At 64.1% G+C, this 20106-nt stretch carries 27 protein-coding genes; 15 read left to right on the top strand and 12 right to left on the bottom strand.

The window, feature by feature from the left end:
• Positions 1-99: 99 nt before the first annotated feature.
• The 3 genes from AC1MEM_RS20560 to AC1MEM_RS20550 form a co-directional block, all read right to left on the bottom strand.
• Positions 100-246 (bottom strand): lmo0937 family membrane protein, encoded by a 147-nt coding sequence (locus AC1MEM_RS20560; RefSeq protein ID WP_193686458.1) that lies wholly within the window; start codon positions 244-246, stop codon positions 100-102.
• Positions 247-337: 91 nt separating this feature from the next.
• Positions 338-595 carry a hypothetical protein gene (locus AC1MEM_RS20555; RefSeq protein ID WP_499473676.1) on the bottom strand — a complete coding sequence of 86 codons (258 nt, stop codon included), beginning with the start codon at positions 593-595 and terminating at the stop codon, positions 338-340.
• 234 nt (positions 596-829) lie between these two features.
• Positions 830-1582, bottom strand: coding sequence for a glycine zipper 2TM domain-containing protein (locus AC1MEM_RS20550; RefSeq protein ID WP_499473674.1), 753 nt, complete (start codon positions 1580-1582; stop codon positions 830-832).
• Positions 1583-1801: 219 nt separating this feature from the next.
• Here AC1MEM_RS20550 and AC1MEM_RS20545 point away from each other — a divergent pair, with 219 nt between their 5' ends.
• Positions 1802-2533: a Crp/Fnr family transcriptional regulator gene (locus AC1MEM_RS20545; RefSeq protein WP_499473673.1), complete on the top strand. Its 732-nt coding sequence runs from the start codon at positions 1802-1804 to the stop codon at positions 2531-2533.
• Between the two features lie 16 nt (positions 2534-2549).
• Here AC1MEM_RS20545 and AC1MEM_RS20540 read toward each other — a convergent pair whose 3' ends face one another.
• On the bottom strand, positions 2550-3095 hold the full coding sequence (locus AC1MEM_RS20540; protein ID WP_499473671.1) for a hypothetical protein: 546 nt from the start codon (positions 3093-3095) through the stop codon (positions 2550-2552).
• Between the two features lie 90 nt (positions 3096-3185).
• Here AC1MEM_RS20540 and AC1MEM_RS20535 point away from each other — a divergent pair, with 90 nt between their 5' ends.
• Entirely contained in the window at positions 3186-3542 is a 357-nt protein-coding gene (locus AC1MEM_RS20535; protein ID WP_499473669.1) for a winged helix-turn-helix domain-containing protein, read from the top strand.
• A gap of 104 nt (positions 3543-3646) precedes the next feature.
• Here AC1MEM_RS20535 and AC1MEM_RS20530 read toward each other — a convergent pair whose 3' ends face one another.
• The 3 genes from AC1MEM_RS20530 to AC1MEM_RS20520 form a co-directional block, all read right to left on the bottom strand.
• Complete coding sequence (locus AC1MEM_RS20530) at positions 3647-3868, bottom strand: YMGG-like glycine zipper-containing protein (protein WP_499473667.1); 222 nt, start codon at positions 3866-3868, stop codon at positions 3647-3649.
• 20 nt (positions 3869-3888) lie between these two features.
• Entirely contained in the window at positions 3889-4203 is a 315-nt protein-coding gene (locus tag AC1MEM_RS20525) for a BON domain-containing protein (RefSeq protein ID WP_499473665.1), read from the bottom strand.
• A gap of 104 nt (positions 4204-4307) precedes the next feature.
• On the bottom strand, positions 4308-6374 hold the full coding sequence (locus AC1MEM_RS20520) for an AsmA family protein (RefSeq protein ID WP_499473663.1): 2067 nt from the start codon (positions 6372-6374) through the stop codon (positions 4308-4310).
• 206 nt (positions 6375-6580) lie between these two features.
• On the opposite strand from AC1MEM_RS20520, the gene AC1MEM_RS20515 reads away from it, so the two are divergent.
• The 6 genes from AC1MEM_RS20515 (at position 6581) to AC1MEM_RS20490 (ending at position 9781) form a co-directional block, all read left to right on the top strand.
• Complete coding sequence (locus tag AC1MEM_RS20515) at positions 6581-6961, top strand: DUF4398 domain-containing protein (RefSeq protein WP_499477713.1); 381 nt, start codon at positions 6581-6583, stop codon at positions 6959-6961.
• 103 nt (positions 6962-7064) lie between these two features.
• On the top strand, positions 7065-7988 hold the full coding sequence (locus tag AC1MEM_RS20510) for an OmpA family protein (RefSeq protein WP_499473661.1): 924 nt from the start codon (positions 7065-7067) through the stop codon (positions 7986-7988).
• 30 nt (positions 7989-8018) lie between these two features.
• On the top strand, positions 8019-8558 hold the full coding sequence (locus AC1MEM_RS20505; protein WP_499473659.1) for a ferritin-like domain-containing protein: 540 nt from the start codon (positions 8019-8021) through the stop codon (positions 8556-8558).
• Between the two features lie 39 nt (positions 8559-8597).
• Positions 8598-8927, top strand: coding sequence for an ElaB/YgaM/YqjD family protein (locus AC1MEM_RS20500; protein ID WP_499473658.1), 330 nt, complete (start codon positions 8598-8600; stop codon positions 8925-8927).
• A 20-nt stretch (positions 8928-8947) separates the two neighbouring features.
• The gene (locus AC1MEM_RS20495; RefSeq protein ID WP_499473656.1) at positions 8948-9334 is read left to right on the top strand and encodes a phage holin family protein; all 387 of its coding nucleotides are present in this window, start codon (positions 8948-8950) and stop codon (positions 9332-9334) included.
• 24 nt (positions 9335-9358) lie between these two features.
• Positions 9359-9781: a hypothetical protein gene (locus tag AC1MEM_RS20490; protein WP_499473654.1), complete on the top strand. Its 423-nt coding sequence runs from the start codon at positions 9359-9361 to the stop codon at positions 9779-9781.
• Between the two features lie 231 nt (positions 9782-10012).
• Here the strand turns inward: AC1MEM_RS20490 and AC1MEM_RS20485 are convergent, their stop codons facing one another.
• Both AC1MEM_RS20485 and AC1MEM_RS20480 read right to left on the bottom strand, forming a co-directional pair.
• A complete protein-coding gene (locus AC1MEM_RS20485) occupies positions 10013-10408 on the bottom strand; it encodes a hypothetical protein (RefSeq protein WP_499473652.1) in 396 nt (131 codons plus the stop codon).
• Positions 10409-10554: 146 nt separating this feature from the next.
• A complete protein-coding gene (locus tag AC1MEM_RS20480) occupies positions 10555-11031 on the bottom strand; it encodes an outer membrane lipoprotein (protein WP_499473650.1) in 477 nt (158 codons plus the stop codon).
• A 203-nt stretch (positions 11032-11234) separates the two neighbouring features.
• Between AC1MEM_RS20480 and AC1MEM_RS20475 the strand changes: the two genes are divergently transcribed.
• From AC1MEM_RS20475 to AC1MEM_RS20465, 3 genes are read left to right on the top strand one after another with little or no spacing between them, the layout of a single operon-like run.
• Positions 11235-11795 (top strand): hypothetical protein, encoded by a 561-nt coding sequence (locus AC1MEM_RS20475; protein WP_499473648.1) that lies wholly within the window; start codon positions 11235-11237, stop codon positions 11793-11795.
• A 60-nt stretch (positions 11796-11855) separates the two neighbouring features.
• The gene (locus AC1MEM_RS20470; protein WP_499473646.1) at positions 11856-12170 is read left to right on the top strand and encodes a BON domain-containing protein; all 315 of its coding nucleotides are present in this window, start codon (positions 11856-11858) and stop codon (positions 12168-12170) included.
• Positions 12171-12215: 45 nt separating this feature from the next.
• Positions 12216-13466 (top strand): AI-2E family transporter, encoded by a 1251-nt coding sequence (locus AC1MEM_RS20465; RefSeq protein ID WP_499473644.1) that lies wholly within the window; start codon positions 12216-12218, stop codon positions 13464-13466.
• A gap of 203 nt (positions 13467-13669) precedes the next feature.
• On the opposite strand, the gene AC1MEM_RS20460 is transcribed toward AC1MEM_RS20465, so the two are convergent.
• A complete protein-coding gene (locus tag AC1MEM_RS20460) occupies positions 13670-14599 on the bottom strand; it encodes a YihY/virulence factor BrkB family protein (protein WP_499473642.1) in 930 nt (309 codons plus the stop codon).
• Between the two features lie 158 nt (positions 14600-14757).
• Positions 14758-15786, bottom strand: a complete 1029-nt coding sequence (locus tag AC1MEM_RS20455) for an OmpA family protein (RefSeq protein ID WP_499473640.1) — start codon at positions 15784-15786, stop codon at positions 14758-14760.
• 464 nt (positions 15787-16250) lie between these two features.
• On the opposite strand from AC1MEM_RS20455, the gene AC1MEM_RS20450 reads away from it, so the two are divergent.
• From AC1MEM_RS20450 to AC1MEM_RS20435, 4 genes are all read left to right on the top strand, one after another.
• A complete protein-coding gene (locus AC1MEM_RS20450; RefSeq protein ID WP_379719772.1) occupies positions 16251-16856 on the top strand; it encodes a winged helix-turn-helix domain-containing protein in 606 nt (201 codons plus the stop codon).
• A gap of 214 nt (positions 16857-17070) precedes the next feature.
• Positions 17071-17817, top strand: coding sequence for a glutathione peroxidase (locus AC1MEM_RS20445; protein WP_499473638.1), 747 nt, complete (start codon positions 17071-17073; stop codon positions 17815-17817).
• A 28-nt stretch (positions 17818-17845) separates the two neighbouring features.
• Positions 17846-18712, top strand: a complete 867-nt coding sequence (locus tag AC1MEM_RS20440; RefSeq protein ID WP_499473636.1) for a M90 family metallopeptidase — start codon at positions 17846-17848, stop codon at positions 18710-18712.
• 76 nt (positions 18713-18788) lie between these two features.
• Positions 18789-19343 carry a hypothetical protein gene (locus AC1MEM_RS20435; RefSeq protein ID WP_499473634.1) on the top strand — a complete coding sequence of 185 codons (555 nt, stop codon included), beginning with the start codon at positions 18789-18791 and terminating at the stop codon, positions 19341-19343.
• Positions 19344-19400: 57 nt separating this feature from the next.
• Here the strand turns inward: AC1MEM_RS20435 and AC1MEM_RS20430 are convergent, their stop codons facing one another.
• Positions 19401-19760: a TraR/DksA family transcriptional regulator gene (locus AC1MEM_RS20430; protein ID WP_499473632.1), complete on the bottom strand. Its 360-nt coding sequence runs from the start codon at positions 19758-19760 to the stop codon at positions 19401-19403.
• Positions 19761-20106: the final 346 nt, after the last annotated feature.

The raw sequence follows: 20106 nt of genomic DNA, 5'->3' as shown, positions 1-20106 counted from the left end.
TCAAAACCTGCTACGGGTGGTGCTTGGCCGGTACCGGTAATGCGAAGCTTAGCGCCGCACACCATCCGGTACAACCGATTTGATATTGCATGCAGCCTGCTATATGCCTCGACCGCTGATCAGGCGCACCAGGATCATGATGACGGCAACCACGAGCAGGATGTGGATGAAGCCGCCCACGGTGTACGAGGTGACCAGGCCGAGCAGCCACAAGACGATAAGAACGATGGCAATGGTATAGAGCATGATGAGTCTCCTCACTGGGGTTCGCGCCGATAGTGGCGCCGTGAATCCAGTATCGCGCGCCCAGCTCAGCATGACCGTTCGCTGGCGTACATTATGCGCGAGATTTTTGTTTATTTCGCAAGCCCGCGCCCGGCATTCCGGCGCTCTGCAAGCCTGGAATCCAGCCCATGAAGCCGAGCAGGCCGACGATCCCGATCAGGCAGGTGAGCAAACCGCCGCTGACGAGGAAGAAGACGTCGTGCGCCGCGAGCTCGCCCGCCTGCTCGAGCGGCGGCGTGGCCGAGACAAGCCCGAAACCCGTGACGACCAGGCCCCAGGCGATGATGCCGATCCATGCAAGGCTGTTCATGGTGCTCCCCTTATGCGAAGTTTGAATTGAGCGGAAGGTTCACATGAACGCTATCCGCCGTGCGCCGCCAGCGTGGCACGCGCCCTTTCGGCGCTCATCCATTCTCGGGGTAGCTCAGCAGTATTTCCGTGCGGTGGCGCACATTGCACGTAGGAAAAAGTCAAGGCCGGCGGTCTGGCGACGGCCGGCCTTGCTGGGTGTTGCTCGAATGCCGCGAAGCGGCTGCTATCGGTATCAGGCGCTGCGCAGGTGGCCCTTGACGATGCGCACGCGGTCGCCACTACGCCATTGCGGCTGGCTCGACTGGTGGAAAGTGCGCAGGGTGCCGTCGTCCAGGCGCACCCGGATCTCATAGCTGGTGGTCGCCTTCATGTTGCCCTCGACCTGGTTGCCGACGACCGCGCCGCCGACTGCACCGGCGACGGTCGCCAATTGACGACCATGGCCGCCGCCGATCTGGTTGCCCAGCAGGCCGCCGAGGATCGCGCCGCCGGCCGCGCCGACGCCGCTGCCCTGGGCACGGTGCTTGAGCGCCTGCACCGATTCGATGTTGCCGCAGTTGCCGCACCATTTCGGTTCGCTGGCGGCCACCTGCACCGGCTTCGGTTTGACGATCGTGCGCGGGGCCGGTTCAGGCTCCGGCGCATAGGCCTGGCTTGTTGCCGGCGCGTAGTTCTGGGCCAGCTGCTGCGACGGATAGGCCGGTGCGGCAGGCGCCACCTGTGCGGCCTGCGCGGCAGGGTAGGCCGGACCTTGCGGCGCCAGCTGCGCCAGCGGGGCAGCGGGGGCGGCCGCCGGCAGGCTCGATGCCAACGCGGCACGCTCGGCCTCGTTGAGCTGGCGCGTTGAATTGCCGCCGATCGAAGAGGGGATCCAGCCCATGATGGCTGCGGTGCCGATCAGGCAGAACAGCACGACGGCGAGCGCGGCAAGCAGCAGCAATGGATGGTGCTGGGCGCGGGCCGGTGGAGTGGGAATGTTGTTCATAGCTTGTTCTCCAAGAGTTGCGGTTGGCTTGTCCATTTCCGCATCGGCAGGCGGGGCCGGCCGATGGGAAGGATTGTCCCTAGGAACAACAAGGTATTCCGTGCGTCACCGAACATACACCCTGCTATCAGAGCATTTAACCTGATCGAAATTGTTTGCAAATGTATCTAACTATCCGTCCCGGCACTTGCCGGGCCTGTCATTTATCGCGAGGGTTCGATGGACTTTGCTGCTACTCCCGACGTCGCCGAGCACAACGCCAATTTGTTGCTGGCCGCGCTCCCGCCGCAGGAGCTTGCCCAGGTGTTGCCGATGCTCGACCAGGTTCACGTCGAGGCCGGCGAAGTGCTGGGCGAAGCAGGCAATCCCATCCGGTATATTTATTTTCCGCATGATTGCCTGATCTCGCTGCTGGGCGTGGCCGGCGGGCGCATGACACTCGAGGTCGGCCTGGTGGGCCGCGAAGGCATGCTGGGCGCCACCGTCGCGCTCGGCCATGAAACGGCCCAGGTACGCGCCGTGGTCCAGCGGCCCGGCAGCGCCAGCCGCATGGACAGCGCCGCCTTCCGCGCCGAATTCGCGCGCAACGCCGCACTCCAGCGGGTGCTGTACCGCTACACCGACACCTTGCTGGCGCAGGCGATCCAGATCGCCGTCTGCAGCCGCTTCCACGTGCTAGAGGCGCGCCTGGCGCGTTCGCTGCTGATCACGCGCGACCGCCTGCAATCCGACAAATTCCACCTGACCCACGAATTCCTGGCCCACGCGCTGGGCGTGCGCCGGGTCGGCGTGACCAAGGCGGCCAGCGCCCTCCAGCAGCAGGGGCTGATCATCTACAGCCGCGGGAATATCGAGATCCTCGATGCCGAAGGACTGGCGGCCGCCTCCTGCACCTGCTACGAGATCGTCAAGGATGCGGGTGCTGGTGCCTTGTCGAGCGCCTTTGTTTAGCGCCTTTGTTTAGCGCTCAGCGCAGCCTGGGCGCCACGCGCATCAGGATGAATTTTGCTGCGTACAGAACGGTGATCGTGCCGAAAAAGTCGCCGGTCGCCATCACCATGAAGCTGCGCACGAGGCCGGTCTTGCCTTCGTACAAAGCGAACCAGATGTGATGGAGCAGGGGACTGGCCAGCGAAAAGGCGAGCGCACAGATGAGCAGGCGCGTGGGCGTCAGGTTGGTCAGCGCCGCCTGCAAACCGAAGTGGCGCCGCATCCCGAGGTAGACCAGGTACGGGCTGACGCTGGCCAGCACGCCGCCGGCGAACGAGCGCACCGGGTCGTCCGGGAAAAAATAGAAGAAGCACACGGCCCAGGACACCAGCAGCAGGCCGACCGCGCCGGCTTCGGCGAACAGCAGGGTGCACAGCAGGCGCACGCCGGCCGGCAGGTAAATCCAGTTGATGCCGGGCGCAAATTCGAGGCGCGTGAACAGCAGTTCGTTGATCGCCAGTGCCAGGGTGAACAACAGGATGGTCGCGCTGATCATCAGCGTATTCATTTTGAAGGGGCTCATTGTGCCCGTACAGTACAATATTCGCCAGCCAGCCGGTAGGGGAAAGCGACACTGCGTCGCGCCAGCTTCCGGCGTTGTACTGACAGGATCATGAAGAAAACCCGCCCGGCCGACATCTACCTGCGTTTCCTGCAACTGAGCGAAGCATTGCGCGGCTTGCCTTCGCTGCCCCCGCTCGATCCGCTCGAAGAACGCATCCTCGCCCTCATCGCGCGGGCCGGGCAGACCGACGAGCGCCTGTCGGTGCGCGACGTGATGGGCAACCAGGAACTGGGCGCCCCCGCGACCGTGCACAACCGCCTGAAATCGATGCGCCAGAAGGGCTGGATCATGCTGGCCGATACCGAGGACACGCGGCGCAAACGCATCGAGCTGACCCAGGCCGCACTCCAGCATTTCGACAAGCTCTCCCAATGCATGGTGCGCGCAACGAATCCGCAAGGCTGAGCGCTCTCGTCAGCACCACCCCAGAAACGTTACGCCCCGCCGGCGCAGTGCGCGAGCGGGGCGTTTCGTGTGTGTTTGCCTTTGGGTACTACCAAGGGGGTAAATCAGTGCGTCTTGCCAGTCTGGTTGCCGATGACGCCGCCAACGGCTGCGCCGCCGACCGTGCCCACAGCGCTTCCGCCAGTCAACACGCCGCCGACCACTGCACCGGCGCCGGCGCCGATCGCGGTGTTCCTGTCCTGTCGCGTCATATCGGAGCAACCGGTCATGCCCAGTGCCAGGGTAGCCAGGGTAGCGCATACTGCCAGGTGTTTGATGTTTTTCATACTGATCTCCTTGGTGGGTTTTACTTCAGGCGTAGGTCATTCCTGACCGACTTTACGCCCTTCACTGTGCGCGCAACCGATGCTGCGGTGGCCACGCTTTCCGCCGAGACGACATAGCCGCTCAGCTGGACAATGCCTTCGCGGGTAGCGACATCGATGTCGGCCGCATGGAGTTCCGTATTGCCGCCGATGGCTGTTTTGACGCCGGTGGTGATGGTGGAATCTTCCACCGCCGGGCTTGCAGCCAGCAGGCCGCCGGGACTGCCACAGCCCGCCAGCGGAGCCCCGAACATCAGGGCCGCCAGCAAGGCCAGGGCCGGTTTCCAATGCGTCATGCGTAATCCTCGATTGCCGTATTCCTGTTTCAGCGTTGATGCCAGAATAAATCCGTGCACATGTCGAGTCTGTTCGACAACACACACACACGCCAACTTACTGCTCAGTGCGTCTTGGCCTTGCCCGGCGGCGGCGCGACCGGCTTTTCCTTCGCCAGTGCGACCAGCTTGCCGCATTCGCTGTTCTCGCCGGGACCGGTATTGATCAGCGGGATCAGCGCGGCGACCGGCGCCGCAGCCGCCGCCAGCACGGCGGCGCCGCCGGCCTTCAGCGCCAGCACGCCCTTGTCGACCGACACATCGGGCTTGCTGAACGGGCCGCGCACATACAGCGGTGCGCGCAGCGTGAACAGGCGCAGCGCCTTGGTGTCGGGCTTGATCGTCAGGTCCATCTGCTCGTTGGCCAGGCTGATGCTGCCGTTCACGCGGATGATCGCTTCCGCGGTATCGACCACGAACACGTTCGACTGCATCAGGCCCTTGTTGACGTCGAAGTCGGCGGCCATGCAGTTCAGCTGCACCGTCTTGTCGCCGAACAGCTTGGTGACAATGATGTTGCCGACGTTCAGGCCCATCTCCTCCAGCAGCATCTTGCTGATCGTGCCCTCGTTGACCAGCGCCTTGACCTCGCCGTTCGAAGAGCCGAGCAGGGCCGCCACCGAGCTGCCGGTGGCCGACAGCTGGGCGTCGCCGTTGATCTGGCCGACCGTCGCCTGCATCTTCTCGATGGTCGGGAACAGCTGCTTGATCTGGATGTGGCGCGCCGTGACCTTGGCCGTGGCCGCGATCGTGTTCTTGCCCCTGGCGCCGCTGCCGTCCAGGCGGATGGTCGAACGCAGCGTGCCGCCGGCCGCGCCGAAGTCGAGCGGGGCGAGGGTGATGACGCCGTCCTTCATGATCAGGTGGGTCGACAGCTTGCTGATTGGCAGTGTCTTCTCGCGCCGGATGCTTTCGGCGGTATAGCGCACGTCGGCGTCGATCGCCTTCCAGCGCTCGGTGCGGAATTCTTCCACCGGCAGCACCTTGCCGCCCGGCTGCACGGTCGCGACGCCGCGCGCCTTCTTGCTCTCGTTCGAATCGCCGCCGATCAGCGGGGCGAGGTCGGAGAACAGCAGCTGGCGGGTCGATACATTGCCCGACAGTTTGCCGCGCGGCTTGCCGCCTTCGTACACGAGTTTGCCGCCGATGTCGCTGGCGCCGACCTTGCCCTTGAACTTGTCGTAGGTCCAGCGTCCATGCTCGCGGTCGAGCTCGCCGACCAGGTGGCCCGAGGTCGAGAAGGCCGGGGTTTCCGGCAGCGTGATGCCGGTGAAGTTATACAGTTGCGCCATGCTGCGTCCCGCCAGTTCGAGCTGCAGGTCGACCGCCTTCAGCTTGGCCGGGCTGGTGACCGTGCCTTCGATGGCGATGCGGCTGGCACCGCTGCGCATGTCGGCCTGCACCGGGTAAGGCGTGTCCTGGTCCTTCAGCGAGAGCACCTGCCCGACCTTGCCGCCGCCGGTGACCGGGGCGCCGTTGTAGCTGCCCGTCACCTTGAAGCCGATGCCGTATTTCGCATCCTTGTCGAGCGTGTGCACATTGGCCGTGACATCGGCCTTGGTCACCGCATCGACGACCCGGATCACGCCATCGGTCAGCACCACGCGCTCGAGGTCGAGCTCCCACTTCGATTTCTCGTCCTTCTTTTTATAGACCCAGTTGTAATGGGTACTGTCGGTGCGCTGCAGTTCGACATACGGCGCATCGAAGCGCAGCACCGGGATGCCGATCGTGTGGTGCAGCAGGCCGAAGGGATTCAGGGAGAACGAGAACTGGCGCACGCGCGCCATGTCCATCTGCTTCATGCTGGCCGGATTGCCGACGTGCACGTCGTTGGCGATCAGGTGCGGCCAGGGCAGCCAGTCACGCAGGTGGCGGTCCGAGGGCGCCATGCGCTTCGCCGGGACTTCCCATTGCACCGCGAGGTTGCCGCGGATCGCGAAGGGACGCTCGATGGCTTCGCTTACCTTGGCATTCAACCACGGGCGCGCCTTGTTCCAGTCGAAGGTCAGGATGAAAATGATGGCGATGACCGGAATCGCAATCAGGATGGCGAGCAGGCTGAGGAGGATTTTCTTTTTCTTGCCGCCATGCTTGTGGGCGGCATCGTGCTGGGTGGTGGTATCGGGCATGACGATCCTTCAAAGGGTATCGATCTTGCGGCCAAGCTTAGCGCAAAGGGAAGGGCGGCAAATGTGCGGTGTCGCACGGTGCGGCCGATGAGCATGGGTGGATGCCCCGCGATGTACGATCTATGTGCGGCAGCGAACCGAACGCGACCGATAACAGGCTTATAACGTTAACAACTTGCTTACATCCACAGGAGAAAGATATGGATATGAATCGCCCGATGAACACCCTCGGCCGCGCCGCGGCACTCGCCGCAGTGCTGGCACTTGCCGCCTGCGCCAGCCAGAAGGCGCCGGCCACGGCCGATGTCGCGGTATCGCGCAATGCAGTCGCCAACGCCGTGCAGGCCGGCGCCGCCGACCTGGCGCCGGAGGAAATCACGGCCGCGCGCGCCAAGATGATGCGCGCCAACGAAGCACTCGCCGCCAAGGATTACAAGCTGGCACGTGAACTGGCGATGCAGGCCCAGGCCGATGCACAGCTGGCGCAGAGCAAGGCCAACTCGGCCAAGGCGTCCGCCGCCTCGAACGCACTCAACGAAGACCTGCGCGTGCTGCGCCAGGAAGTCGACCGCGCCAATTCGCAGTAAGCAGCTGCTACCTCGTTGCGCTGGCCGGCGCCCCGCACGCCGCGGCAGCATCCACAAGAACGCGAACGCGCCTTCACCGGCGCCATGAATGAAGGGGAAGACCATGACACCACGTTTCCTGAAACCGGCCGTCCTTGCCAGCGCCATCCTGCTGGCCGCCTGCAGCACCGTGCCGACCACCACGCCGACGCTGGACCAGGCGCGCGCCGATTTCGTCGCCGCCAATAACGACCCGCAAGTGTCGAGCTATGCACCGCTGCAATTCAAGGAGGCCAGCGATGCGCTCGACCGCGCCAACGCGGCCGCCGCCAAGAAGGAAAGCCTGAACGACATCGACCGCCTGGCCTATGTCGCCAAGCAGAAAATCGCCACCGCCCAGGAAGTGGCGCGTGGCAAGGCCGCCGAGGCGAATATCGCCGACGCATCGCGCCAGCGTACCGAGGTGCGCCTGGAAGCACGCACCCTTGAGGCCGAGCGCGCCAAGCGTGACGCGGCGGACGCGCAGGCTGCGGCGATGGCTGCCCAGCAGCAAGCCGCGACGGCACAGCAGCAGGCCGCCATGGCCCAGGACCAGACCCGGATGATGGCCGAACGCACCGCCAAGCTCGAAGCCCTGCTGGTCGAGCTGCACGCGACCAAGACCGAGCGCGGGATGGTCGTGACCATCGGCGACGTGCTGTTCGCCACCAACGAAGCGAACCTGACACCGAACGGAATGTCGACCCTGCGCAAGCTGGCCGACGTGATGGCACAGAACCCGGAGCGCACTGTGCTGGTCGAAGGGTTTACGGACAGCACCGGCAGCTCGAGCTACAACCAGAACCTGTCGCAGCGCCGCGCCAATTCGGTTGCCATGGCACTGGCCGGCATGGGCGTGGCGCGCGAACGGATCGCCATGAAAGCCTATGGCGAAGCCTTCCCGGTTGCCGCCAACGATACGGCATCGAACCGCCAGCTGAACCGCCGTGTCGAGATCGTGCTGTCGAACGACAACGCGCCGATCCCGCCGCGTTCGGCCAACCGCTAAAGTTTTAACCTGCACTTTTAAGGAAACATCATGGAACAAAGCAAGACGCCACTGGCGCATGGCTTCGATATCGAGGCCATCCGCCGCGCCGCGGCCAACCTCGACGATGGCGCCGTCACCGCGGGTTACGCGGCCGACCGCGAAGCCGTCATCGCCATGCTCAACGACGCGCTCGCCACCGAACTGCTGTGCGTGCTGCGCTACAAGCGCCACTACTTCACCGTCAGCGGCCCGAACAACGGCGCCCTGAAGGCCGAATTCCTCGAGCATGCCCAGCAGGAACAGGACCACGCCGACCGCATCGCCGAGCGCATCGTGCAACTGAACGGCTCGCCGAATTTCAACCCGGCCACGCTGACGGCCCGTTCGCATGCCGAGTACGACGATTCGGAAGATACGCAAGCCATGGTCCGCGCCGACCTGATCGCCGAGCGGGTCGCCATCGAGTCGTATCGCCAGATGATCCAGGCGATCGGCGACAAGGACCCGACGACCAGGCAGATGCTGGTCGAGATCCTCGCCGTCGAGGAAGAGCACGCCGACGACATGCACGATTTCCTTGTGCGCTAATTTTTCTAACCATCACATCACCGATAACAGGAGTTCACCATGCTAGACACCACCCGCACCAGCCGCTCGATCGACGACGGCATCCAGAACGCCGGCGCCGACATGAAGGTCCTCGTCAAGGATGCCCAGGCCCTGCTGACCGCCGCCGCTTCGCTGACCGGCGTGAAGGCCGACGAGCTGCGTTCGCGCGGCATGGAATTGCTCGACCGCGCGATGGGCAAGGCGAGCCAGTACCAGGGTCAAGCAGTCATCAAGAGCAAGGAACTGGCCGAGAGCGCCGATGTCTACGTTAAGGACAACCCATGGCGCACCGTCGCCGCGGCGGCAAGTGTCGGCCTGCTGGTCGGCATCTTCCTGGGTCGTAAATAATTCGCGCCGGAGAGAACGCCATGGAAAAGACCGAAACCGTCGTGCATGGTCCCGGACTCATGGGCGGGATCTCCGGCCTGGCGAAGAACCTGTTCGGCCTCATCGTGTCGCGCGTGGAGTTGGCGGCGCTCGAGATGTCGGAAGTGCGTAACCACGTGATCGAACTGCTGGCGATCTTCGCCGGCGCCGTTCTCGCCGTGTGGTTCGCACTGGCCTACGGCACCGCGACGATCGTGATGCTGGCCTGGGATAGCTGGGGCTGGAAGATCCTGCTGGTGATGTTCCTGGTGTTTTTGGTGATCACGGTCGTCCTCGTGATGAAGGGACTGGCCATGCTCAAGCAAGGCAAGCTCGCCTTCCCGGAAACGATGAACGAACTGCGCCACGACCGCGACGCGCTGATGTAAGCGGCCACCAACAGGGGAGGGAACATGGACAAACACGATCATCAGGATCACAAGCCTCACAAGCACGACAAGGACGAGCCGACCGGACTGGCTGGCCACAAGCACAGCGCCGACCCGGTCAAGCGCAAGGCCGAGCTGCTGCGCGAAGGCGAGTTCTACCGTGCTGGCGTCACTTATGCGAAGGCACAGGTAAAGCACGGCGCGCGGCCCGAAGTCATGCTACATTCTGCTCTGGACCACGCAACGTGGGCACTGCGGGCAAGGGCTGATGCTCTGCTGAAACCTACGGGCACCAGCATCTCGGTACTCGCACCGTACGCGCTGACCGCATTCAATTTCCTGCGCCAGCGCCGCATGGGCAAGCAAGCCCTCGCGGGTGCCGTACTGGCGGGTGTCGCCGGCTGGTACATGAAGAAACGGCGCGCGCAATCGCAGTACGAAGCCTGATAAGTCCCGCATGGCGGCTGTGGCCGTCATGTCGGCCAGGCCTGAGGGTCAACGAATATGGTGGGGCTTGAGCGGCGTCGCAATCATTGATTGGACGCCGTCTTTTTTTGCTGGTCGGTCCAGGCGATGCTGCACCTGCGGCCCATGCGTACCGGAGGGTGGGCATGCCCACGCGTTACGCACGCATCCATTCTCGTTGGCCGCGAAGACGCTTGTCCGTCGCCCGCAATATCAACGCGTCCGGGTCCCCGGTTGCGCACCCGCTTCGGCACGCGCCGCATTCAACTCTTCCCTGTATGTCGCCTGCGCCGCCCTCACGCACTCCGACCGCTCCGCCGCCGGCCCCTGGCCGCAAGCCCGCTTCGCTTCATCCAGCGCCGCGCCAATTTCCTTCTGGCGCGTACGCCATTGCTGCTGGGCCGTCGCATCCTCGCGATACCAGCGCGCCGGATCGCCGCGCGCGATTTCGCGGGCTTGCTTGCTGGCCGCGGCCGGCGTCACCATCGCATCGTTGCTGGCGTTGCTGGCGTTGCTGGCGTTGTTGCTCGTTTGTGCGCCGGCCATGCCGCCCGCGCCCGCCAGCAAACAAGCCATCACCACGCGCATCGTTTGGGTCTTGGCATTCATCTTCACCTCCATGAAATGAAACGGGCCGGCAAGGCCGGCCCGGTGATGCGTCAAGCGATGCGTGCGGCGCAGGAGGCAGTACGTGTCCATGCCCGATATGACATCGGAGAGGACGAAGGCACCACGGCTGCGCCGCGCACGCCGGATCAGTAGCGGTAAGCGCGGCCGTCGACCAGGCGCACGCGGTTGCCCACGCGCAGGTCGTAGACGTTGTCCTGGACCACGGTGCGGTATTCGCCGTTGTCCATGCGCACGTTGACCTGGTACATCTCCTGGCCGTTGCCGGTATTGCGGTTCTTCTCGACGTTGTTGCCGATCGCAGCGCCGGCAACGCCGCCGGCGACGGTCGCGGCGGTACGGCCCGTGCCGCTGCCGACCTGGTTGCCCGCCAGGGCGCCGACGAGGCCGCCGACAATGGCACCGGCACCGCTCGTGCGTCCTTCGGCCTGGGTCACCTGGATCGATTCGATGACGCCGTAGCCCATCGAAGCGGTGTTGTTGTAGCCGCTTCTGTAACCATTGTTGTTGCTGTAGCCGTTGTCATACGAAGGCGAGCTGGCGCAGCCCGAGAGCAGGGCGACGGCTGCAACGGCTGCGGCGGCGAGGGTGCGTGGTGCTTTCATATTGTTCTCCTGGCAAAAAGGTGTGAGTCAAGAATACGAGCGGGCCAGGGTGGGGTCTGTGCGATGACGCACTGTGAGTTGCCAGATTACTATTATATAAACAACATTTTCTGTTGTGTTCGACAGCGAACAGAGAACGCGGCAGGATCGGCGTAAAACATCACTCACGGTCACGCGACATGCGCAATCAGGAGAACAAGAACATGACAACCAAGATGAGAAACGTCCACGCATTACTGATCATCGGCGCCGCCCTGGTGTGGTCCGCCCATGCCCGCGCACAGACTGTGCCGGACGCCAAGACGGCGTACAACACGGCGCGCGACCAGGCGGCCACCCATTACAAGGCAGCCCACGCACGCTGCGAGCTGGTGACCGGCAATCCGCGCGATGTCTGCATCGCCGAGGCGAAAGCCGAGCGCGTGCGGGTCGAGGAAGAAGCGGGCGCCGCCTACAAGAACACCCTGAAGGCCTATACCCAGGCCCGCATGCGCATCGCCGACGCGAACTACGATCGCGACAAGGCACGCTGCGGCGCGGTAACGGGCAACGACCGCGACGTGTGCATCAAGCAGGCCAAGGCGACCCTGATCGCCGCCCAGGCCGATGCCACGGCCGATCGCAAGATGATCGAAGCGCGCAGCAATGCGCGTGAAGACAAACTGACGGCGGAATACCGGGTCGCACTCGAAAAGTGCGACGCGTTTGCCGGCGCGGCGAAAGACCATTGCGTCGACGCCGCAAAAACCGCGTACGGCAAGTGACGTACCGGATTCGCTCATACGAGCAATTTTGATTTTGACCAACGAAGAAAGGGATACATCATGAAAATCACCCAACGTCTCGCCACCGCTATCTTCACCGGCGCGCTCGCCTTCACCATGGTCGGTTGCGCATCGAGCCCAACGAAAGAAAGCGCCGGCGAATACGTCGACGACAGCGTCATCACCGGCAAGGTGAAGGCTGCCTTCGCTGCCGACCCGACCGTGAAAGCGACCGAAATCAACGTCGAGACCTTCAAGGGCGACGTCCAGCTGTCGGGCTTCGTCTCGCAGCCAGGCGATGCACAGCGTGCTGTCGAAGTCGCACGCGGCGTCAAGGGCGTAACATCGGTGAAGAACGACATCCGCGTGAAGTAATCCCAGCCGCTGGGCGGCGGTCCGGCAATTTGAAACGGCAAACATATGCATCTCGCCAGTCCTGGCTCGGCTCCCGCCGGGCAGAACAATCCCGCCGCCCTCGAGGCATCGCCGGCCATCACGGCCGACATCGTCCCGCCGGAGATCCACTCCGGTCCGGGCGATGACCTGACCCTGCAGTCCGGCAACCTGCGCCTGCCGATTCACGTGAATGCGCGCGGCCTGTCGCTCGGCATCCTGGCCACGGTCGCCTTCGTGTTCGCGCTGCAATGGGCGCAAAAATTCTTCGTGCCGCTCCTGCTCGGCATCTTCATCGCTTATACGCTCAGCCCGGTCGTACGCTGGCTCGAGCGCATCCACGTCAAGCGCGTCATCGGCGCGACCCTCGTCACCGCCATCCTGATCGGCGGACTCGGCGCGACCATGTACCGCTTGCAGGACGAATTCTTCAACATCATCGACGAGCTGCCCACGCTCACCCACAAGGTCACCAAGCTGCTCGCCTCCGCCGCCAGCGGGGAGGGGACCATCCAGCAGATGCAGAAGGCGGCCGCCGAGATCGAGCAGGCCACCGCCAGCGTCGGCCAGAACAAGGACGCGCGCCTGGTCCAGCGCCGTCCCACGCTGTCGCAGCCGCATTCGCCGGCTTTCCGCGTCACGGACTGGCTGCTCGCCGGCTCGGTCGGGCTGGCCTCTTTCATCAGCCAGGCCACGATGGTGCTGTTCCTCGTGTTCTTCCTGCTGCTGGCCGGGGACACCTTCAAGCGCAAGCTGGTCAAGCTGACGGGGCCCTCGCTGACCCGAAAAAAAGTGACCGTGCACATCCTGGACGACATCAACACCTCGATCCAGAGCTATATGTTCATGCTGCTCGTGACGAATATCCTGCTGGCGCTGCTGATGTGGGTAGCGCTGCGCGCGATCGGCCTGGAGAACGCCGGCGCCTGGGCCATCTTTTCCGGCGTGGCCCACATCATGCCGTATTTCGGCCCGCTCCTGATCACCACCGCCACCGGGCTGGTCGCCTTCCTGCAATTCGAATCGCTGCGCATGGTCATCCTGGTCGCGGGCGCCTCGATGGGCATCGCGACGCTGGTCGGCATGGTCGTTACCACCTGGATGACCGGCAAGATCGCCAAGATGAACCCGGCGGCGGTGTTTGTCAGCCTGCTGTTCTGGGGCTGGCTGTGGGGGATGTGGGGCTTGCTGCTGGGGGTGCCGGTTGTCGTGATCCTCAAGACGGTGGCGGAGCGGGTCGAGGGGATGGAGTTTGTGGCGGAGTTGTTGGGCGAGTAATTGCGGTCGGGTGTGCAAAGGCACGTAAAACGCGTGGGCATGCCCACCCTACGTTACGCAAGGGTCCCCAGGGTCGGCAGGCCCACGCGGTCAGACGGTCAATCAGCCACAGGGCCGCCGCATCGTCATCGCTTGCACACCAACATGAAAAAACGGCGCGGACCCCATCGGATCCGCGCCGTTTCATTTCATCGAACCGCCCGTCACGCCATCCGCTTCACATTCTTCGCCCCGGTCTCCTGCTCCGGCTTGTGCCGCAAACTACCCAGCTGCAGCGCATACTGACGCGCGAACTCGGCGCCCAGGAAGAAGATCTGTGCCGAGTAGTACACCCACAGCAGCAGCGCGATCAGCGAGCCGGCCGCGCCGAAAGTGCTCGCCGCGCCGCTGTTGCCGATGTACAGGCCAATCAGGAATTTACCCAGCGTGAACATGGCGGCCGTACCCAGCGCCCCGATGATCACGTCATGCCAGGACAGCTTGATCCGCGGCAGCAGCTTGTAGATCACGCCGAACATCGTCGCGATCACCAGGAAACCGATGCAGGACGAAATCCAGCCCATGAGTATGGCCGAGTCTTTCCACATGCCGCCGAGATAGCCGTCGACCACGTTCATCGCCGCACTGACGACCAGCGACACCAGCAGCAGGAAGCCCAGCACCAGGATCAGCCCGAAGGACAGCACGCGGGTGCGCACCGTGTCCCACCAGCTGGCGTCTTTCGGCGCCGGGACGTCCCAGATTTCGTCGAGGCTGTCCTTCAGCTCGGCAAACACGCTGGTGGCGCCCACCAGCAGCAGCACGGTCGCAATGATGGTGGCGATCTTGCCGGTTTCCTTGTTCCGGGCGCCGGCCAGGATGGACTGGATCGTCTCCGCGCCTTCCTTGCCGACCAGGCCGCGCAATTCGCTGAGCAACTGGCCCTGCGCCGCTTCCGCGCCATAGAAGAAGCCGGCGACGGCGATCACCAGTACCAGGATCGGCGCCATCGAGAACAGGGTATAGAAGGCGAGGGCTGCGCCCTTGCTGGCGGCACGGTGCGCCAGCCATTCGGTCACCGCGCATTTGATGATGTGGAAGATCTGGCGCGGGGACGGAATCCACTGTCTTTTTTCTTTACTGACCGTATCCATACCGATTCTCCGAAAAAGAAAAAGGGGCACCGGGCTCCGCGATCAACCTGTCATCGTGAGAATCGAGATTGACCGGGCCAAGTGCCCCCCAGGCCGCGGCCGACCAGGCCGCGTAGCGCCGCTCGGCCGTGATGCCGGAGCGGCGGCTGAGATGCCGATTACTGAACGCGCTTTTCGATCGTGATCTGTTCGACTTCGACGCGGCGGTTTGGCTCCAGGCACTTGATCAGGGCTGCACGGTTTTTCTCGGTGCAGGTCACGACCGGGTTGGCTTCGCCCTTGCCGTAGGCCTTCAGGCGGCTGCCGTCGACACCCTTGTTGACCAGGTATTCACGCACGGCATCGGCGCGGCGCTGCGACAGCTTCAGGTTGTACTTCTCCGAACCCAGGCGGTCTGCGTAGCCGGTGACGTCGACGTCGGTGATGCTCGTGTCGGCCTGCAGGGCAGCGGCGATCTCGTCCAGCTTCGGCTGCGGCGCGCGCAGGGTGGCCTTGTCGAATTCAAACAGTTCGGTGCTCGACAGGGTGACCTTCTCGAAGCGTGCCGGCGGCGGAGCGACCGGTGCCGGCGCTGGTGCAGGTGCCGGAGCTTCGGCGACCGGTGCCGGTGCCATGACTGGTGCGGCTGCGACTGGCGGCGGGTTGAAGGCGTAGTTCAGGCCGACGGTGATGTACTTGTTGTTCGGCTTGTTGAAGCCGAAGTCTTCGTCGTGACGCAGGTCGCTGCGCACGGTACGGATGTCGGCCTGCAGCGACCATTGCGGGGTCAGGGTTGCCTGGACACCGACGCCGGCGGTCCAGTATGGCGAGTTGTGGCTCACGTGGCGCAGCGGGTTTTCAACCTTGTCGCGCTCGACGCCGGCGCCGATCAGTACGAATGGACGCACCCGGTTACGCGACAGCATCAGCAGGCCATCGACGCCCAGCAGGGTCTGGCGGTAGGCCGCCGGGCCGTCTTCGGTACGCACGTGGGAGCCGCCGAACTGGACGTCCCAGTACTGGTTGATGGCTTTACCGAACTTCAGGCCACCGCCCACGTCCTTCTTGTCCACGCCGAAGTCAGCGTCCGGCTTCATGCCGACGATGCTCGGCTGGATGTACCAGGACGGGTTGATTTCTTGGGCCAGCGTGGTACCGGCGGCGCACAGCATGGCCACGGCCAGGGCGATCTTCTTCGTATTGTTCACAGGAAACTCCCATAAGTTGAAAAGGTAGGTGACATCGCGTGCTTAACAGTGATGTTGGAGTGAAGAATACGAGTGGGGTTCCCGAGGGTCGGTGCGCTAGCGCACCTATTCATACTGCTGAGTGACAAATTCGCAACAACATGCTGCACTCACAAAATTCCCCTTATATAGAGCGCATAAAAAGGTGTAATTTCGATAATTATTTCTATGGCAAAAATCTTTACTGAAACGTCGCGTTTTTGCAACAAAAGTCGAGTTAGGCCCGCACGATTGATTTTCCGCTAGGACAAATTCATAAAAATGCTTAGAGGAATTTTGCCAATGTGGGATGGCGCACAGACCGGCCGGGCTGACGCAGGCAATCTTGTGGTCAGTTAAGCGGAACCCGAGGTGTTGTCGGAGTGTCAGACCACACACAGCGACCCGGGCCTTCCAAGTCTCTCTCTTTATTGGAGTAAATCAACATGCATGCAACGACTCATCACAACGCGGTGCAAGGCGACATCGGCGCAGTGCACACTTCCAGCAATTCAGCGCTGATCGAACGCGTCCCGCCACAGCCAACCGAACGCGCGCCCATCTCGCTGGCGCCGATCGAGCGCGTGCGGTCGACTTCTGCAACGCAGCGTCGGATCGAGAACATGCAAAAGCTGATCAACGAACTGTCGACCCACGAAATGCTGGCCGACGAGATCGCGTGGTTCCTGAAATTTTCGCCGTCGGGCGCCCGCAAGTACATCCGCGACCTGCGCGAAGCCGGCGTGATCGAACTGGCTCGCTATATCGAAGGCACCGCCACCTACCTCGGCAAGGCCGTCTACCAGATCTGCCCTGACCAGGAACGCGTGAAAGCCTTCCTCGCCGCCATCTGCCAGCCCAAGCGCGAGGGCGTCGCCCCACGCAAGGAACGTCCAGGCCTGCGCGAGCAGAGCATGGCCGGCAGCGGCCGCCACTTCCACATCCTGGCCGACGACACCCATTACGCGATCCGCGTGAACCGCAGCCCGGTCACCCGCGATCCGCTGGTCGCCGCGCTGTTTGGCCCGGCGCCGAGCCAGCTGGCCAAGTAAGCCTACCGACGGGAGGCGCCGCGGTGGAGACCCGGGGCGCAATCCCGTAACCGACGATCGCTGTCGTCAAGCAAACGCCGCGCATTGCGCGGCGTTTGCCGTTTACGTCCCTGTCACGGCACGGGGACTGCGAATATTGAAAACCCGGCAACAGGCCCAAACTGCGAGGGAAGCGGCCACCCTGGCCGCATCACCCACCGCAAAAGGAGTCTCCATGCTGCCAACTGCCGAATCGCTCGAAGGAAAACCCGTACCGCAAGTCACGTTCAAGGCCCGTCCCGAGAACCAATGGCGCGACCTGACGACCGACGAACTGTTCAAGGGCAAGACTGTCGTCGTGTTCTCCCTGCCGGGCGCTTATACGCCCACTTGTTCCTCGACCCATTTGCCGCGTTATAACGAGTTGTCCCAGGTGTTCCGCGACAATGGCGTGGACGACATCCTGTGCCTGTCGGTGAACGATGCCTTCGTGATGAACGAGTGGAAGCAGGGCCAGGACGCGGAGGGCATCACGTTCATCCCGGACGGCAATGGCGATTTCGCGCGCGGCATGGGCATGCTCGTCGACAAGCGCGCGCTCGGCTTTGGCATGCGTTCCTGGCGCTATTCGATGCTGGTGCGCGACGGCATCATCGAGAAGGTCTTCATCGAGGAAGAGGGCGAAGACGAGGACCCGTTCAAGGTATCCGACGCCGACACCATGCTGCGCTACATTAACCCGGAAGCGCGCGCACCGGAGCCAATCGTCATGTTCTCGCGTCCGGGCTGCCCGTTCTGCGCGCGTGCCAAGGAAGCGCTGTCGGAACGCGGACTGCGGTATACCGACTTCTCGCAAGACCAGCGAATCAATACGAGCGTGCTGCGCGCCGTCAGCGGCCGCCTGACCTGGCCGCAAGTGTTCATCGGCGGACGCCTGATCGGCGGCGCTGACGAACTGGACGCGCACCTGGCCGACGCGTGAACGTCGCCACAGTGGCAGGAGCCGCCTGATGGAAGCCTTGTTGACCGTCTCGATCCTGGCTGCGGCCGGCCTGCTGGCCTGGGCGCTGCCGCGCTGGCGCCTGCGGCGCGCGCTGGCGCAGCCGCTGGGGGCGGACGCCATCGCCATCCTCGAACGCAATATCGGCCAATACCGGGCGATGGACAAGGCGCAACGCGCCCGGCTGGAGCGCCTCGTGCGGCGTTTCCTGCACGAAAAAACCTTTGTCGGCTGCGCCGGGCTCGAGATCACCGGGGAGATGCGCCTGACGATCGCCGGCCAGGCTTGTCTACTGCTGCTCGGCGCCCGCGGCGAGGCCGTCTATCCGAGCCTGAACGCGGTGCTGGTCTATCCGGGCGCCTTCCTGGTGCCGCGGCGCCAGGTCGACGCCGCCGGGGTCGTCACCGAGGAGCGCCAGGATTTACTCGGCGAATCCTGGGGCGACGGCCGGGTGATCCTGTCCTGGGACCATGTACGCCGCGCCGGCCTGGATGCGCCGCCTTCGCATAACGTTGTATTGCACGAATTCGCGCACCAGCTCGACAGCGAATCGGGCACCACCAACGGCGCGCCTTACCTGGGCAGCGCCGAGCGTTACCGCAGCTGGTCCGAGGTGCTCGCACGCGATTTCGCGGCCCTGCGCCACGACGCCTGGTTCGGCCAGGAGGGCGTGCTCGACCATTACGGCGCAACCAATCCGGCCGAGTTTTTCGCCGTCGCCACCGAAGCCTTCTTCGAGCAGCCGCACCGCCTCGCGGGGCGCCATCCGGCCCTGTACGACGAGTTCCTGAAATACTACCGGGTCGATCCGCGCGCCTGGCAGGAACCCGAACCTGAACCGGGTTTCGACGAAATGGCGTATGGCCAGTGGCGGTAGGCTGCGTGCGTTTGCGTACAGAGAGGACAGCCCAGCAGGAGCATGCTTCGCCTAAACAACGATGCAGGAGAAACCGATGTCGACGATCATTGCAGGGCATTTCCAGACCCAGGGCGAGGCCGACGCCGCGTCCCGGGCGCTGGCACAGGCCGGCTTCACCGGCGAGCGCGTCAGTATCTTTTATTTAAGCCAGGCGGGACAGCACGACATGACCCCGATCGGCGGCGACAACCTGCATTCGCCGGGCGCCAAGGAAACGCCGATCGGCGTGGTGCAGGGCGGCGCCACCGGCGGCGCGGTCGGCGCCATCCTCGGCGCCGCGACGGCGCCGGTCACCGGGCCGGCCGGCCCCATCGTCGGCGGCCTGGTGGGCGCCCACGTCGGCTCGCTGTTCAGCTTCAGCAAGATGAAGGAAGCTGGCGAAGGCGAGCAGGGCGGCCGCGCGCCGATCGAGCAGCGCAAGGCCGGCATGCTGGTCGCTGTCGCCTTTGACGACGCCGGCCAGGAGTCAGACGCGGTCGACGTGCTGCGCCGGCTGGGCGCGGTCCAGGTCGAGCGCGCCCGCGGCAATATCGTGGATGGCGACTGGGCCGATTTCGACGCCTCGATTCCGCCCGAGATAGTCCGCTGAGCGCTCACTGAGCGCTCACTGAGTGGTCGTTGACGCAGGGTCGCGGCGCAGCCCCGGCTAGCGTTTTTCCGCGCGCGTCTGGCACCCGATGCACAGGCGCGCTTCCGGGCGTGCCTGCAATCGAGAAAAGCCGATGTCGCTGCCGCATTCTTCGCACAGGCCATAGCTGCCGTCGTCGAATTTCGCCAGTGCATGGCGCAGCACCTGCATCCGGGCCGCGTGGTGCCCGGCCGCCTCCAGTGCGAGATCGTTCAGCAGGCGCACGGTGGCCTTGTCGGCCGGCGAGGTTTCCACTTCCGGCACGGGCAGGTCGTGCCCGCCGTCCGCCTGCGGCGCGTCCGTGCTGCTGAGCGCAGCCAGTTGCGACACGAGCGCTGCGCGCAACTGGGCCAGCTGGCCTTGGTCGAGGGCGTTCATTGGGAGACCTGCGTGTGTCAGGATTGGGCGGCGGCACGCCGCGCGCATGGACAAAGCAAGGAAAAGCCGTGCATTGCGACCTCCCACATGAGCTGGAACTGAGCTGGAACTGGAACCGGTGTGGGATCAGTGTAGCGCGACGTGCGCCCATTGAACATGGGCGCACGTCTGCCTTATTTGCCTACTTGGAGCCTATCCCAGTAGGCAGGAGTCGCTCCTGTCGCGCCTGACGAGCGTGGGCGGCCTTGCTCGTCGCGCGTTTGGCAGATTCGTGGCTGGCCATGCGGCCTCCTCGCGCCTTGCCCACACTCGCCATGCATCGACATGCGCTTCCCCTCCCTACTGG

The organism is Telluria sp. AIW5, assembly GCF_056680575.1.
This window is presented reverse-complemented; position numbering and strand designations above follow the sequence as displayed.